This is a genomic window from Kosakonia sp. SMBL-WEM22, assembly GCF_014490785.1.
GTDB lineage: Bacteria > Pseudomonadota > Gammaproteobacteria > Enterobacterales > Enterobacteriaceae > Kosakonia.
In genome coordinates, this window is sequence record NZ_CP051488.1 from 2,519,784 (window position 1) to 2,535,376 (window position 15,593).

Below are 15,593 nucleotides of genomic sequence, written 5' to 3' on the forward strand. Positions count from 1 at the left end.
CCGCTGCGGATGGCGAGTTATTCCGTTCGGGTAACCTGCGGTTAACCGCCGGATGGCGGCTGGTGCCTTATCCGGCCTACAACGCTACAACCCCATCTCGTGCGGATAAATTCGATACCGTAGGCCGGATAAGCGTAGCGCCATCCGGCAATCCGCTGCGGATGGCAAGTTATTCCGTTCGGGTAACCTGCGGTTAACCGCCGGATGGCGGCTGGCGCCTTATCCGGTCTACAACCCCATCTCGTGCGGATAAATTCGATACCGTAGGCCGGATAAGCGTAGCGCCATCCGGCAATCCGCTGCGGATGGCAAGTTATTCCGTTCGGGTAACCTGCGGTTAACTGCCGGATGGCGGCTGGCGCCTTATCCGGCCTACAACCCCATCTCGTGCGGATAAATTCGATACCGTAAGCCGGATAAGCGTAGCGCCATCCGGCAATCCGCTGCGGATAGCAAGTTATTCCGTTCGGGTAACCTGCGGTTAACCGCCGGATGGCGGCTGGCGCCTTATCCGGCCTACAAAGGCATTACGCGCTGTGCTGCTCCATCGCCTGCAGGATGCGTTTGTCGGAGATGGGGTACGGCGTGCCGAGCTGCTGGGCGAAGAAGCTGACGCGCAACTCCTCGATCATCCAGCGAACCGCCTTCACCTCTTCATCGTCGCGGCGCGCGGGTGGCAGCTTGTTGAGCCACTGCTGCCACGCCTGCTGCACCTGCTCAACTTTCAGCATTTGCGCGCGATCGCGGTGCGGGTCGACTGCCAGCTTCTCCAGCCGTTTTTCAATCGCCTGCAGGTATCGCAGCGTATCGCCGAGGCGGCGGAAGCCATTGCCGGTGACGAAGCCGCGATAGACCAGCCCGCTCATCTGCGCTTTGATATCCGATAGCCCCAGCGCCATGGTCATATCCACGCGCCCTTTCAGACGTTTGTTGATATTGAACACCGCCGTCAGGATCTGCTCGACCTGTTTGGCGATCTCCACCACCGTGTCGTTGAGCTCAGCGCGCACTTTCTCATGCAGCGCGGCAAAGCCCTCCTCCGTCCACACCAGGCCGCCCGCCTCATCAATCAGTTTATCAATGCCGCAGGCGATGCAGTCGTCAATCAGCTCCAGTACTTTGCCGTAAGGGTTGAAGTAGAGTCCCAGTTTGGCTTTGTTCGGCAGCTTCTCGTGCAGATACTTAATCGGCGACGGGATGTTCAACAGCAGCAGGCGGCGAATACCGGCCCACATCGCATTTTGCTGCTCCTGCGGGTTATCAAACAGCTTGATCGCCACGCTGTCGCGCTCATCAACCAGCGCTGGCCACGCCTTCACTTTGTAGTTGCCGCGCTTCTGCTCGTAGCTCTCCGGCAGCTGACCAAAACTCCAGATATGCAGCCCGCTCTGCTCAATGCCGTCATCGGCCACCGCCGACAGTGTCTCCTGCACTTTGCCCTTCAGCTTCTCTTTCAATTCGCTCAGGGAGCGGCCTTCAAGCAGCTTCTTATTCTTGTCATCCACCACGCGAAAGGTGATTTTCAGGTGATCGGGCACCTGATCCCAGTGCCAGTCATCGCGATCAACAGTGACGCCAGTCATGCGACGCAGCTCGCGCTCCAGCGCGTCGAGCAGCGGCATCTCCAGCGGCGTCACACGGCCGAGAAACGCTTCGGCATAGTTTGGTGCCGGAACAAAGTTGCGGCGCGTCGGTTTCGGCAACGATTTGATCAGCGCAATCACCAGCTCGCGGCGCAGGCCAGGGATCTGCCACTCAAAACCGCTCTCCTCCACCTGGTTGAGCAGCGGCAGCGGAATATGCACCGTCACGCCGTCGGCATCCGCGCCCGGCTCAAACTGATAAGTCAGGCGCAGCTTGAGGTTGCCCTGGTGCCAGAAGTTCGGGTAATCGAGCTTGCTGACATTTTCCGCCCCCTCTTTGATCAGCATACTCTTCTCAAAGTTGAGCAGATCTGGCGTCTCACGGCTCACCTTTTTCCACCAGCTGTCGAAGTGGCGGGCGGAGATCACCTCATGGCTGATGCGCTGATCGTAAAACTCAAACAGCGTCTCATCATCCACCAGAATATCGCGGCGGCGGGATTTATGCTCCAGCTCCTCCACTTCGGCGCGCAGCTTAAGGTTGTCACGGAAGAAGGCGTGACGCGTTTGCCAGTCCCCCTCTACCAGCGCATGGCGGATAAAGAGCTCGCGGCAGAGCGCCGGATCGATCTGGCTGTAGTTAACTTTACGCGCGGCGACAATCGGCAGGCCGTAGAGCGTCACCTTCTCCATCGCCATTACCGCGCCCTGCGAGCGCTCCCAGTGCGGCTCGCTCCAGGAGCGCTTAATCAGATGCTGCGCGAGCGGCTCAACCCACTCGGGATCGATGCGCGCGGCAATGCGCCCCCACAGGCGACTGGTCTCTACCAGTTCGGCCACCATCGTCCACTTCGGCGGCTTCTTAAACAAACCGGAACCAGGGAAGATGGAGAAACGGGCGTTGCGCGCGCCGGTAAACTCCTGCTTATCGGCATCTTTCATACCGATATGCGACAGCAGCCCGGTAAGCAGCGCGATATGAATTTCGCGGTACTCCGCCGGTTCGCTGTTCACTGGAATACCCAGCTCTTTCACCACCTGGCGCAGCTGGGTGTAGATATCCTGCCATTCGCGCACCCGCAGGTAGTTAAGGTAATCGACGCGGCACTGGCGGCGGAACTGGTTCGATGAGAGCGCTCTCTGCTGCTCGCCGAGGTAGTTCCACAGGTTCACAAAGGCGAGGAAATCGGACTCTTTGTCGTGAAAGCGCTGATGTTTTTCATCCGAGGCCTGTTTCTTATCCAGCGGCCGCTCGCGCGGATCCTGAATCGACAGCGCCGAGGTGATAATCATCGCTTCACGCACGCAGCCATGTTTCTGCGCTTCCAGCACCATGCGCGCCAGACGCGGGTCGACAGGCAGCTGCGACAGCTGGCGGCCGAGCGGCGTCAGTTTGTAGGCGGTCTGCTGCTCGTCGGTGGCAATGGCGCCCAGCTCTTCAAGCAGGCGCACACCATCCTGAATATTGCGTTTATCCGGCGCTTCGACAAACGGGAAAGCGGCGATATCGCCCAGCCCCAGCGCGGTCATCTGCAAAATGACCGAGGCCAGGTTGGTACGCAGGATTTCAGGGTCGGTAAACTCCGGGCGCGAGAGGAAATCATCTTCCGAATAGAGACGAATACAGATCCCTTCTGAGACACGCCCACAGCGCCCTTTACGCTGGTTTGCAGAGGCCTGCGAAACCGGCTCAATCGGCAGACGCTGCACTTTGGTGCGGTAGCTGTAGCGGCTGATGCGCGCGGTGCCCGGATCGATCACATATTTGATGCCCGGCACGGTGAGCGAGGTTTCCGCCACGTTAGTCGCCAGCACAATGCGCCGCCCGCTGTGCGGCTGGAAGACGCGGTTCTGCTCGCTGTTGGAGAGGCGCGCATAGAGCGGCAAAATTTCCGTGTGGCGCAGGTCGCGCTTATTCAACGCATCCGCCGTATCGCGGATTTCGCGCTCGCCGCTCATAAAGATCAGAATGTCGCCAGCGCTTTCACGACCTAACTCATCCACGGCATCGAAAATTGCCTGTAACTGGTCGCGCTCGGTGTCGTCCGCCTCTTCAACAATCGGGCGATAACGCACTTCTACTGGATAGGTGCGCCCAGAGACTTCAATAATTGGCGCATTGTTAAAGTGGCGCGAGAAGCGCTCAGGATCGATGGTCGCCGAGGTGATGATGATCTTTAGATCCGGGCGGCGCGGCAGCAGCTCGCGCAGGTAGCCGAGCAGAAAATCGATATTGAGGCTGCGCTCATGCGCCTCATCAATAATGATGGTGTCGTACTGCATCAGCAGCCGATCCTGCTGAATCTCTGCCAGCAGGATACCGTCCGTCATCAGTTTGACGAGGGTATTATCACTAACGTGATCGTTGAAACGTACCTTGTAACCCACGCAGCCGCCCGGCTCGGTCTTCAGTTCTTCAGCAATACGGTTCGCCACGGTACGCGCCGCCAGACGACGCGGCTGGGTATGGCCAATCAGCCCTTTGATGCCACGCCCCAGCTCCATACAGATTTTCGGCAGCTGCGTGGTTTTGCCTGAGCCGGTTTCGCCCGCGACAATCACCACCTGGTTATCGCGCACCGCTTCAAGGATCGCCTGCTTCTTCTGGCTGACAGGCAGATTTTCCGGGTAGTCGATTACCGGGCGAGACGCTTCGCGTTGCGCCACTTTTGCCGCCGCTTGTGCTGCTTCTTCGGCGATCTGTTGTAGCAAGGCCTGGTGAGATTCAGGATTTTTAACTTTCTTGCTGCCCTGCAGACGGCGAGCGAAGCGCTGTTTATCGCGCAACATCAGCGTATCGAGCTGCGCGTAGAGGTCATTTATAGTCAATTTTTGTTGTTCAGTCATAGATTTATCGGGCAGAGCACTGCCGGGAAACTGGATCAGTTTGCAATGTGCGTAGAATAGCACATCGCAACATCCCTTTTCTTGTTCAAGAAATTCGAACATGGGCTTCGATATATTGCGCTATTCATGATTACGGATTGTGAATAGAGTGTGACGAGTTCACGGGGGCAACCCAGCGTAAATACAACAAAGGAAACAACCCAATGGGTAAAGTATTAGTTCTTAAATCCAGCATTCTGGCAGGGTATTCACAATCTTCGCAGCTCTCTGATTACTTCGTTGAACAGTGGCGCGAAAAGCACGCTGATGATGAGATCACCGTACGTGACCTGGCGGCAAACCCGATTCCGGTGCTGGACGGCGAATTAGTTGGCGCGCTGCGCCCGAGCGATGCCCCGCTGACGCCGCGTCAGCAGGAAGCGCTGTCGCTCTCTGACGAGCTGATTGCGGAACTGCAGGCGCATGATGTGATTGTTATCAACGCCCCGATGTATAACTTCAATATCCCGACGCAGCTGAAAAACTACTTTGACCTGGTAGCACGTGCTGGCGTGACGTTCCGTTACACCGAGAAAGGCCCGGAAGGCCTGGTCACCGGCAAACGTGCGGTGGTTATCTCCAGCCGCGGCGGTATTCATAAAGATACCCCGTCAGACGTGGTTGCTCCGTTTATGAAACTCTTCCTTGGCTTTATCGGCATCACTGACGTTAACTTCGTCTTCGCTGAAGGCATCGCCTACGGTCCGGAAGTGGCGGCAAAAGCGCAGGATGACGCGAAAGCGGCGATCGACAGCATCGTCGGCGCATAAGCGTTACGCCTCTCTTCTCTTTGCGAAAGAGAGGCATTAAACCTGTGTCAGGGCGTTGACTTCGCGCACAAAGGTTCTGAAGTAGTAGTTAATCTTGCGCACCAGCTCCTCCACCATAAACTCGTTGAGCGGCATGCCCGGCGGGTTAATGTGTGAACTATCGAAATCGATCAGGTTGAAGCTGTCTGTTTGCGGATCGTAGAGAATATTGCCGAGATTAATGTCGTTATGATCGACGCCGGCGAGTTCCAGTTTTTTCGCAAGCTGCGTAGCGACATCGCCTTTTGCATACCTGGCAACCGCCTTCTCTGCAAGCCCGATCTCCCCCTTCGCCAGAATATCTGCCAGCGACGCTCCGCTGATTTTCCTCAGTTTTACCGAAACCGCCTTTTGCAGTGGATTAGTCGTTTTTCTCATTACGACGTTTGCACTACCTGCGCCATACAGGCGATTAAAGGCTGCCGCATTGTTCATCGCGCTGTGCAATCGCCCTTTGTGCTCGGTCTCGATAATACCGCTGTAATCCTTCATCACATATTCATTGTCATAGTGATAAACGCTGCCAATAGATCCGCTGGCGATAAGGTTTTCCGCCTTACGGTAGCGTTCACTGGCGTCAGGTTGAGTTTCGTCCTCTGCCTGGGTTGGCTGGCGTTTAAAGCGAGAGGTGATTTTCTGCAGTTCGTGGCGTAGAACCGAGCTTTTTTTGGCAGGTGCGGCCTCTTCCGGCGTCTGCTGAGCGGGAGGCGTCCGCGGTGCCGGTTTTTTATCAGCGTACATAGGCATCATCTCCAGGTGAGAGCACCCTTTGATGGTAGTGAAAAGCGCTGTTATCGCCCGCGCGTTTCAGAGGTTTCATCGGCTATTGTTGCGGTTTACGCAGCCACTTACCGTTAATGCCGCGTACATACTCTCCGGGCTTCGCCCGCGCAACAAGTTTCTGCCCGGCCATATTGGCGACATCATCCACCGGGATATTGTTGCGATCCGCCAGCTGTTGATAGCTCTCGGTGCGCGCTTTATTGATGCGTTCAACCAGCGCCAGCGTCTCTTTATCCTGACGCAGCGGCGCAATATAGCCGTTCAGCGTTTCGCCGACGCGGCCCTGGCTTCGGGCTTCATCCAGCGTGAGCGCCTGAGCGATGCCGCTGACCAGGCTTAGCGCGAGCAGCGCGCTTATCAATCGTTTTTTCATCATCGCCTCAGAAGAGATCGCTACGGGATTTAAGCAGGCTCTCCACATCTTTATCAACTTTGATATGGATCTCATGCTCAATTTTGACATTCATATTGATGGTGATCGGCTCTTTCGGTGCCGCCACTTCAATACGCGGCGTACAGCCAGCCAGCAGCGCAACCGCCAGCAGGCATGGCGCGATTTTCACGGTTCTCATCTCTTTTCCTCGCACGACGTGCCCTGTTTACAGCGCGTATCGGGCAGCGCCGCATGTTGCTCAAGCCATGACTGTAAATTGTCAGCAAAACGCAGACTGCGCCATAGCGTGAACAGATTTTCCTGATGGGTGTAGTTGAGATTAACACGCCCACTTTTCCCTTCGGCATAACTGGTGCCGGAGAGTTTGGCGCGCAGCGTTAACTGCCCCAGATTATCGACATCGATTTTCGTCCACGAGCGTGAAATTTCCATATAGCGCAGCCAGTTAATCGCCGCGCCCGCCGCCATATGATCGTTGACGATGGCATCGGCGGTGTTTTTATCAAGCCGCAGCGTCATCGGCCCTGGGTTATGCAGCCAGCCATCTTTGATGATCCAGCGCGGATTATCGAGCCACAGCGGCAGCGCACCGTCAACGGGGCCGGAGAGCGCAAACTGCTTCGGATTTACCGCGCTAATTACTTCACTCGCTTCAATATGCTTCAGGCGCAGCAGCGCCGCGTCGTGCTGCGGCAGACGGAGCTGTTGAAGCGTCACTTTGCCGCCAAGTACATCAACGCTGACATCGCTCAACGTCAGCGGATTCTGCTCGCTGTAGGGCCACGCGCCCTGTAAATCCGCAGTAATATTTTTTGCCGTCACCTGATTGACCACTTCGCCGATGCGCAGCGAAACCGGATGACGCGTGCCTAATTGCCAGGTGGTATCGCGGTAGCGGAACGGCAGCACAAAGTCGACGCCGTGAATTTCGTTATCCGGCGTCCAGACGCTGCCGTTTTTCAGCACGCCGTGACCGCCCGCTTCAAAACCTTGGTCGGCTGCGGCGGAAAAGGCGACCTGCGCATAGAGCGAGCCGTCGAGCAGATTCATTTTCCACTCCGGCGGCACAAGCGGCTGAAACACGGTGAGAGATTGCTCTGGCCACCACGCCTGACCGCGCAGGCGCTCGCCGTCCCAGCGACCGTTTACCTGCACCGGACCAATCGCTTTCGCATTAAGTGCGCCTTTAAACTGAAAGCGCGTCGGCTCGGTGCCGTCAACGCTGAAGTGCAGAGTCGAGGGAGGTAAAACGCTGCCGCTACTAAACGTGGTTTTGCCAGCCTCCAGCGTCAGCGCACCGGTAAAGCGCGGCTTTGCCGCATCACGCAACCAGCGCACCGGATTATCCAGCACCAGTCTCGGCGCGCTCATCTGCATGGCACCATACTGCAACTGGTCAAAACCGGTAGAGAGCTCCGTTAAGGTAATAGCCTTATCGCGCCACTCTCCTCGCCCGGCAACATCCCAGCGGGCGTGCATCGGCGTGAAATGACCATCACCCCAGTAGCGCCAGCGCCATAGCCCGTTATCCGGCAGGAAATCCTCCGCGCGGCCATCAAGATGCAGGGTGAAATCGCCGAGTGCATTCTCATGGGCGCGCAGAATGGCCTGCAACCGCCCATCAATACCACGCTGCGTCAGCCTGACGCCCGCCAGCGGCCAGCGCACCTCATCAATATTTAGAGAATCAATAATGCGCCCTCGCGAGCGCAGCAGCGCGCCAGGGTTGAAGGCAAGCTGCGGGTCTTCAAGGCTCCCGCTGAGATGACCGGGCAGTACAGCATAGAAGATCAAATCACCCTGCTTCGCCTCGCCAGTCAGCTGTAGCGGTAGATCGCTGTTGCCGGGGCTGAGACGCCCGGGGCCAAAGTTGAGCACGGCGTTCCCTTTGCCAGCATCGCCCTGGGTTAACACATTTATTCGGCCGCTGATGCGCGCGTTTTCAAGGCCAGCCTGCCAGTTGTCGATATTCACGCCAAGGCGTCCGCTTAACGGAAAGCCCTGGTAAGGCCAGCTCCAGCGCCCGTCACTGATGGTGAAGCGCTCTTCACTCATCTGCCACGGCAGATCCAGCAGCGGATCCCCTTCGCCACGCGCCAGCACAATCAGTTGCCCCTGATTGTCACGCCAGTCGAGATCGACATCGAGAATGTGCGGCTGCTGCGGCAGGGTTAAGGTGCTCTCCATATGCCCGTTTACCGGGATGCCCGCCGGATCGTTGGGCAGCGTAAAGTCGCCGCCAAGGGTGAATGGCGGCTGATCGTTAAACAGTCGCAGCGCCAGGCGATTGATGTTCAACTTCTGCCCTTGCATGCGGGCGTTGAGTTCGACCCGGTCGCCCTGATAATTGAGCGTCTGAAGCTGTGGCGTTAGCGCCAGCGAGAGTTTACCCTGCCACGTTTTCCACGGTGTGACTGTCAGGCGGTCGATGGTCACCCAGCTGTAAGGCAGCAGCGACTGCCACTGCGCCAACGAGCGCGGCGCGCTACTCTCCTCTTCATTTTTACTGAGTTTATTCAGGCAGGCGGTATTGATCTCTAGGGCATCAATATGGAGCTGCCAGCGGCTGGGGTGGGTCAGTCGGGCATTTTTCAACTCGGCGAGGGTGCACTCACCGGCGATGTAACGTAAATCGGGAATGTGCAGCGAGCGAAACGTGAGGCGCGGGCTGTCGCTCATAGCGATGCGCGTACCGGCGGGCAACCAGATGCCGACCAGCGTTGGCACCCACTGCGCCAGTGTCAGCAACAGCGTGAGCGGTAGCAGTATAAACAGTAGTACCAGTGCGATGGCGGCCTTGTATTTACCCTTCATGGGTGGCTAATATCCTGATTTTGCATCTAATTGAGGCGAAACTGGCGGCTATTGTGCCACGTCGTGGCGCATTAATGAACGCATACGCCTCGTTAATCATAGACTGGCCGCTGCGTTTCTCCCTCACGAGCGCTAACTCATTGCGCCGCTGCTCTCTCCAGGCGGGATAGAGATATACTCAATCTGGAAGCATTCACCGCGCCTCTTTTTCTCAACAATATTTGAGCATTTACTTAATAATTTTAAAACGTGATAATAGAGGCAGAAAATCATTGGAGAAAGTCTTATGAAACTCGCGATATACAGCACAAAGCAATACGATAAAAAGTATTTGCAGCAGGTAAACGAGCACTATGGCTACGATCTTGAATTTTTCGACTTTTTGTTAACGGAAAAGACCGCCAAAACTGCTAACGGCTGCGAAGCTATCTGTATATTCGTCAATGACGACGGCAGCCGCCCGGTGCTGGAAGAGCTGAAAAAGCTCGGCGTGAAGATTATTGCCCTGCGTTGCGCTGGCTTTAACAACGTCGACCTTGATGCGGCGAAGGAGCTGGGGCTGAGCGTGGTGCGCGTACCGGCCTACTCACCGGAAGCCGTGGCCGAACATGCCATTGGCATGATGATGACGCTGAACCGCCGCATTCACCGCGCTTATCAGCGCACCCGTGATGCCAACTTCTCTCTTGAGGGGCTGACCGGTTTCACCATGTACGGCAAAACGGCGGGCGTAATCGGCACCGGCAAGATTGGTGTTGCCGCCCTGCGTATTCTGAAAGGTTTCGGTATGCGCCTGCTGGCGTTTGACCCTTACCCGAGTGCTGCGGCGCTGGATATGGGCGTCGAGTATGTCGACCTGCAAACGCTCTTTTCGCAGTCGGACATTATCTCGCTGCACTGCCCGCTAACGCCGGAGAATTTCCATCTGCTCAACCAGAGTGCATTTGAGCAGATGAAAAATGGCGTGATGATCATTAACACTAGCCGCGGCGGGCTGGTTGATTCTCAGGCGGCGATTGAGGCGTTAAAGACGCAGAAGATTGGTGCGCTAGGGATGGATGTTTATGAGAACGAGCGCGATCTCTTCTTTGAAGACAAATCCAATGATGTGATTCAGGATGACGTATTCCGCCGGCTTTCCGCCTGCCACAACGTCCTGTTTACCGGCCATCAGGCCTTCCTGACCGCTGAAGCGTTGACCAGTATTTCTGAAACGACGCTCGAAAATTTACGTCAGTTGCACGAGGGCGAAAGTTGCCCGAATGCCCTGATCTAAGACCCGCTCCCCGTTGTTGGGGAGTGTTTTAAGAGTAACCCCGGTGACACGGCTGTTCTACCGGGTACAATTCCCACCGTTTTGATGGAACGAACCCAGAGGAAGAGATGAAAAAATTGATCGCTTTGGTCGCGTTGAGCGCAGTCCTTGCTGGCTGCGTCAGTTCCCGCGCCGTACAGCTGAAACCAGAACAACTGGAAAATCAGCGCTTTGTATTGACTACATTTAATGGCAAAAGTGTTGCACCGGACGAGCCGAAACCGGAGATTCGCTTTGATAAAGATCTGCGCGTATCAGGCAAAATGTGTAACGGTTTCACCGGTCAGGGCAAACTCTCTGATGGCGCGTTAACCGTGAAACATCTGGCGATGACAATGATGATGTGCCCGGATCCGCAGCGTAACGAACTGGATCACACCATTAATGCAATGCTCGCCGAGGGCGCGCAGGTTGATCTGACCGGTAATCAGCTAACGTTGACTACCGCGACGCAGACCCTGATCTATACCCACGCCGCAAACGCTCAGTAACTTCCGCAACTGCCAGTGGCAAGCGACTGCTCGCTGCAGCGTTTGCCATTTGGCAGTGCACACATCCCTGTCATCGACCCATCAAGCTGGCGCGCGACGGACATGGAGCCGCCGATCATTGCGCAGTTGGCCTGCCCACTGTTAGACATCGCCGCTTTTAACCCTGGCGCAACGTGCGCGGCGGTCGCTTGCTGCACAGGTTCACTGCTGCATGCGGACAATAACAGTGCGGCACACCCGATCCATAATGCTGAACGCATCTCTTCCTCTCCCCCATCAAAAAAGCGAAACCCAAGCATCATAGGCAGCCAGGCGCAATACGTCGAGGGCTGAAACTCATGTTTGTGGCGCGGTGAAACACTTTTTTGCGATTTTTCCTGCTTTAAGCGCAAAGCAAGCGCGCAATTCATTGATTCACGTTATGAGCCAGGACACAAAAGCGAAAATTGTTCAGCGGGGCGTTTGCTAAGATCAAAGCACAACTACAGGACTCGTCGCCGTAGAACGCGTCCCTTCTTTTGAGCAATGTAATGTAAGGGTGCCTTATGATCACAATTGACGGTAATGGCGCAGTTGCGTCCGTTGCGTACCGCACCAGTGAGGTTATTGCCATCTATCCCATAACCCCCAGTTCGACAATGGCTGAACAGGCGGATGCGTGGGCAGGAAACGGCCTGAAAAATATCTGGGGCGATACGCCGCGTGTAGTAGAGATGCAGTCAGAAGCGGGTGCCATTGCCGCTGTTCACGGCGCCTTGCAGACCGGGGCGCTCTCAACGTCGTTCACCTCATCGCAGGGTCTGCTGCTGATGATCCCGACCCTCTATAAACTGGCCGGGCAGTTAACGCCCTTTGTGCTGCATGTTGCGGCGCGAACCGTCGCTACCCATGCATTGTCGATTTTTGGCGACCACTCCGATGTGATGGCTGTGCGCCAGACAGGCTGCGCACTGCTCTGCGCCAGCAGCGTGCAGGAAGCGCAGGACTTTGCGCTTATCTCGCAGATCGCCACGCTGAAGAGCCGCGTGCCATTTATTCACTTCTTTGATGGTTTTCGCACCTCGCACGAGATTAACAAGATCGTGCCGCTGTCGGACGACACCCTGCGCACCCTGATGCCTGAGCAGGAGATTGACCAGCATCGCGCGCGCGCCCTTAATCCGGAACACCCGGTGATCCGCGGTACATCGGCTAATCCGGACACCTATTTCCAGTCCCGCGAAGCGACAAACCCGTGGTACAACGCCGTATATGACCATGTTGAGCAGGCGATGGATGATTTTGCCGCCGCTACCGGTCGCCTCTACAAACCCTTTGAGTACTATGGCCACCCGCAGGCGGAACGGGTGATCGTGCTGATGGGCTCGGCGATTGGCACCTGCGAAGAGGTGATAGATGAGCTGCTGACGCGCGGCGAGAGAGTCGGCGTGCTGAAAGTGCGGCTCTATCGCCCCTTCAGTGCCGCGCATCTGCTGGCGGTGTTGCCGCAAAGTGTGCGCAGCGTGGCGGTGCTGGATCGCACCAAAGAGCCGGGCGCGCAGGCGGAACCGCTCTATCTCGATGTGATGACCGCGCTGGCGGAAGCCTTTAATTGCGGTGAGCGCGAAACCTTGCCGCGCGTGATTGGCGGCCGCTATGGGTTGTCGTCGAAAGAGTTCGGGCCGGAGTGTGTCCTGGCCGTCTTTAATGAGCTGCGCGCCGATAAACCGAAGCCGCGCTTCACGGTCGGCATTTATGATGATGTTACTCACCTCTCCCTGCCGCTGCCGGAAAACACTCTGCCGACGCACGCCAAACTGGAGGCGCTCTTTTATGGCCTTGGCAGCGATGGCAGCGTCTCGGCGACCAAGAACAATATCAAGATCATAGGTAACGCAACGCCATGGTACGCGCAGGGTTACTTTGTCTATGACTCCAAAAAAGCGGGCGGTCTGACAGTTTCGCATCTGCGCGTCAGCGAAAGGCCGATCAACTCGGCTTACCTGGTCTCGCAGGCCGATTTCGTCGGCTGTCACCAGCTGCAATTTATCGACAAATACCAGATGGCTGAGCGCCTGAAGCCGGGCGGTATTTTCCTGCTCAATACGCCTTACAGCCCTGCTGAAGTGTGGTCGCGCCTGCCGCAGGAAGTGCAGGCGGTGCTCAGGCAGAAAAACGCGCGTTTTTATGTGGTTAACGCGGCAAAAATTGCCCGCGAATGCGGGCTGGGCGCACGCATCAACACCGTGATGCAGATGGCCTTTTTCCACCTCACCGCCATTCTGCCGGGCGACAGCGCGCTGACAGCGCTGCAGGGGGCGATTGCCAAAAGCTACAGCAGTAAAGGCCAGGAGCTGGTTGAGCGCAACTGGCAGGCGCTGGCGATGGCGCGGGATTCTCTGGCCGAAGTGCCGCTGAAAGAAGTCGACCGCCAAAGCGCCCATCGCCCGCCGGTGGTCTCAGACAGCGCGCCGGACTTTGTGAAAACCGTGACGGCAGCGATGCTGGCAGGGCTTGGCGATGCCCTGCCTGTCTCGGCCCTGCCGCCGGACGGCACCTGGCCGGTGGGCACCACGCGCTGGGAGAAGCGCAATATTGCCGAGGCGATCCCGATCTGGAAAGAGGAGCTTTGCACGCAGTGCAATCACTGCGTTGCTGCCTGCCCACACTCGGCGATACGCGCCAAAGTGGTGCCGCCGCAGTCGATGGAGGACGCGCCATCAAGCCTGCATTCGCTGGATGTGAAAGCGCGCGATATGCGCGGTCAGAAATATGTTTTGCAGGTCGCGCCGGAAGATTGCACCGGCTGTAACCTCTGCGTTGAGGTCTGCCCGGCGAAAGATCGCCAGAACCCGGAGATCAAGGCGATCAATATGATGTCGCGCCTTGAGCATGTCGAAGAGGAGAAAGCGAATTATGACTTCTTCCTCGACCTGCCGGAGATTGACCGCAGCCAGCTGGAGCGCATTGATATTCGTACCTCGCAGCTTATATCGCCGCTATTTGAGTATTCGGGCGCCTGCTCCGGCTGTGGCGAAACGCCCTATATCAAGCTGCTGACCCAGCTCTATGGCGACCGCATGATGATCGCGAATGCCACCGGTTGCTCCTCAATCTATGGCGGCAACCTGCCCTCAACCCCCTACACCACCGATGCCAACGGGCGCGGGCCGGCGTGGGCCAACTCGCTGTTTGAAGATAACGCCGAGTTCGGGCTTGGCTTCCGCCTGAGCGTCGACCAGCATCGCCAGCGCGTTATGCGCCTGGTGGAAGAGTTTGCTGACGCCCTACCAGCTGACCTGCTTACAGCCCTGCGTGCCGATGCGGCGCCGGAGGTGCGCCGCGAGCAGGTGGCAGCCCTGCGCAACGAGCTGGCTGATGTGGAAGGCGCGCAACAGTTGCTCACCGATGCCGATGCGCTGATCGAGAAGTCGATATGGCTGATTGGCGGCGATGGCTGGGCCTACGATATCGGCTTTGGCGGCCTGGATCATGTGATGAGCCTGACCGAGAACGTCAATATTCTGGTGCTCGATACCCAGTGTTACTCCAACACCGGCGGGCAGGCCTCGAAGGCGACGCCTCTTGGGGCGGTCACCAAGTTTGGCGAGCACGGGAAGCGCAAAGCGCGCAAAGATCTCGGCGTCAGCATGATGATGTATGGACATGTCTACGTTGCGCAGATCTCCCTCGGCGCGCAGCTTAACCAGACGGTGAAAGCGATTCAGGAAGCGGAAGCCTATCCCGGCCCGTCGCTGATTATCGCCTACAGCCCCTGCGAAGAGCATGGCTACGATCTGGCGCTGAGCCACGATCAGATGCGCCAGCTGACCGCGACCGGCTTCTGGCCGCTCTATCGCTACGATCCGCGTCGCGAAGCGGAAGGCAAAATCCCGCTGGCGCTCGACTCCCGCCCACCGTCGGATGCGCTGGCAGAAACGTTGCTTAATGAGCAGCGCTTTAAACGCCTGAATGCGCAGCAGCCGGAGGTAGCTGAGCAGTTGTGGAAAGATGCAGCGGCGGATCTGCAAAAACGCTACAACTTCCTCGCACAACTGGCCGGGAAAGCGGAAAAAAGCGCGGCTGAATAACGCTTAAGGCAATAATGGCCGCCGGTTAACGCCCGGCGGCTTTTTTATGTCACTGTTTTGCATGACAACGGGCGGCAAGCTGGCTAATAATCACCACTCAACCCGGCGGCAAGGACACCTTCATGCGTCATCACCCAGTTACATCATCACGAATTGCCTCTGTGGGGTATGACCCGCAAAGCCGCACGCTGGAGATCCGCTTTCACGATAAGCGCACCTATCAATATCAGGATGTGCCGGAGCGCATTTTTACCGTTTTTCTAACCGTCGTGTCGAAGGGCCGCTTTTATGATGGCGTGGTGAAAGGCAAATATAGGGAAAAACGCATCGCCTGAGCCGCCCTTGCCAGGTGATAAATACCTGCCACAGGCGTAAATCATTGGTACAATCCCGCCCTAATCGCGTATCTCTGCCCGTGGTCTGCGTACCGCTGGCGCAAAAAAACCGA

General features: G+C 57.1%; 11 protein-coding genes. 5 read left to right on the forward strand and 6 right to left on the reverse strand.

Features of this window, described 5'->3' with window-relative positions:
- Nucleotides 1-527: 527 nt before the first annotated feature.
- The gene (gene hrpA, locus HF650_RS11930) at nt 528-4,430 is read right to left on the reverse strand and encodes an ATP-dependent RNA helicase HrpA (protein ID WP_187798871.1); all 3,903 of its coding nucleotides are present in this window, start codon (nt 4,428-4,430) and stop codon (nt 528-530) included.
- A gap of 203 nt (nt 4,431-4,633) precedes the next feature.
- Between hrpA and azoR the strand changes: the two genes are divergently transcribed.
- Entirely contained in the window at nt 4,634-5,239 is a 606-nt protein-coding gene (gene azoR, locus HF650_RS11935; protein WP_187798872.1) for an FMN-dependent NADH-azoreductase, read from the forward strand.
- A gap of 36 nt (nt 5,240-5,275) precedes the next feature.
- Here azoR and HF650_RS11940 read toward each other — a convergent pair whose 3' ends face one another.
- The 4 genes from HF650_RS11940 to HF650_RS11955 all read right to left on the reverse strand — a co-directional run bounded on the left by HF650_RS11940 (nt 5,276) and on the right by HF650_RS11955 (nt 9,269).
- Nucleotides 5,276-6,019, reverse strand: coding sequence for a lipopolysaccharide kinase InaA family protein (locus HF650_RS11940; protein WP_187798873.1), 744 nt, complete (start codon nt 6,017-6,019; stop codon nt 5,276-5,278).
- Between the two features lie 82 nt (nt 6,020-6,101).
- Nucleotides 6,102-6,434, reverse strand: coding sequence for a YdbL family protein (locus HF650_RS11945; protein WP_187802671.1), 333 nt, complete (start codon nt 6,432-6,434; stop codon nt 6,102-6,104).
- 7 nt (nt 6,435-6,441) lie between these two features.
- Entirely contained in the window at nt 6,442-6,633 is a 192-nt protein-coding gene (locus HF650_RS11950) for a YnbE family lipoprotein (RefSeq protein WP_187798874.1), read from the reverse strand.
- On the reverse strand, nt 6,630-9,269 hold the full coding sequence (locus tag HF650_RS11955) for a YdbH family protein (protein ID WP_187798875.1): 2,640 nt from the start codon (nt 9,267-9,269) through the stop codon (nt 6,630-6,632). Before HF650_RS11955 ends, HF650_RS11950 begins: the two co-directional genes overlap by 4 nt.
- Nucleotides 9,270-9,555: 286 nt before the next feature.
- Between HF650_RS11955 and HF650_RS11960 the strand changes: the two genes are divergently transcribed.
- Both HF650_RS11960 and hslJ read left to right on the forward strand, forming a co-directional pair.
- Nucleotides 9,556-10,545 carry a 2-hydroxyacid dehydrogenase gene (locus tag HF650_RS11960; RefSeq protein ID WP_187798876.1) on the forward strand — a complete coding sequence of 330 codons (990 nt, stop codon included), beginning with the start codon at nt 9,556-9,558 and terminating at the stop codon, nt 10,543-10,545.
- Between the two features lie 107 nt (nt 10,546-10,652).
- Complete coding sequence (gene hslJ / locus HF650_RS11965; protein ID WP_187798877.1) at nt 10,653-11,075, forward strand: heat shock protein HslJ; 423 nt, start codon at nt 10,653-10,655, stop codon at nt 11,073-11,075.
- On the opposite strand, the gene HF650_RS11970 is transcribed toward hslJ, so the two are convergent.
- Entirely contained in the window at nt 11,069-11,335 is a 267-nt protein-coding gene (locus HF650_RS11970) for a DUF333 domain-containing protein (RefSeq protein WP_023478601.1), read from the reverse strand. The two genes, hslJ and HF650_RS11970, sit on opposite strands and share 7 nt — an antisense overlap.
- A 285-nt stretch (nt 11,336-11,620) precedes the next feature.
- On the opposite strand from HF650_RS11970, the gene nifJ reads away from it, so the two are divergent.
- Complete coding sequence (gene nifJ, locus HF650_RS11975; protein ID WP_187798878.1) at nt 11,621-15,145, forward strand: pyruvate:ferredoxin (flavodoxin) oxidoreductase; 3,525 nt, start codon at nt 11,621-11,623, stop codon at nt 15,143-15,145.
- 122 nt (nt 15,146-15,267) lie between these two features.
- The gene (locus HF650_RS11980) at nt 15,268-15,480 is read left to right on the forward strand and encodes a KTSC domain-containing protein (RefSeq protein ID WP_187798879.1); all 213 of its coding nucleotides are present in this window, start codon (nt 15,268-15,270) and stop codon (nt 15,478-15,480) included.
- Nucleotides 15,481-15,593: the final 113 nt, after the last annotated feature.

Excerpts from the sequence above, each read along its gene's own strand:
- hrpA (WP_187798871.1), bottom strand. The coding sequence starts at position 4,430 with ATGACTGAACAACAAAAATTGACTATAAATGACCTCTACGCGCAGCTC.
- azoR (WP_187798872.1), top strand. The coding sequence starts at position 4,634 with ATGGGTAAAGTATTAGTTCTTAAATCCAGCATTCTGGCAGGGTATTCA.
- HF650_RS11940 (WP_187798873.1), bottom strand. The coding sequence starts at position 6,019 with ATGTACGCTGATAAAAAACCGGCACCGCGGACGCCTCCCGCTCAGCAG.
- HF650_RS11945 (WP_187802671.1), bottom strand. The coding sequence starts at position 6,434 with ATGAAAAAACGATTGATAAGCGCGCTGCTCGCGCTAAGCCTGGTCAGC.
- HF650_RS11950 (WP_187798874.1), bottom strand. The coding sequence starts at position 6,633 with ATGAGAACCGTGAAAATCGCGCCATGCCTGCTGGCGGTTGCGCTGCTG.
- HF650_RS11955 (WP_187798875.1), bottom strand. The coding sequence starts at position 9,269 with ATGAAGGGTAAATACAAGGCCGCCATCGCACTGGTACTACTGTTTATA.
- HF650_RS11960 (WP_187798876.1), top strand. The coding sequence starts at position 9,556 with ATGAAACTCGCGATATACAGCACAAAGCAATACGATAAAAAGTATTTG.
- hslJ (WP_187798877.1), top strand. The coding sequence starts at position 10,653 with ATGAAAAAATTGATCGCTTTGGTCGCGTTGAGCGCAGTCCTTGCTGGC.
- HF650_RS11970 (WP_023478601.1), bottom strand. The coding sequence starts at position 11,335 with ATGCGTTCAGCATTATGGATCGGGTGTGCCGCACTGTTATTGTCCGCA.
- nifJ (WP_187798878.1), top strand. The coding sequence starts at position 11,621 with ATGATCACAATTGACGGTAATGGCGCAGTTGCGTCCGTTGCGTACCGC.
- HF650_RS11980 (WP_187798879.1), top strand. The coding sequence starts at position 15,268 with ATGCGTCATCACCCAGTTACATCATCACGAATTGCCTCTGTGGGGTAT.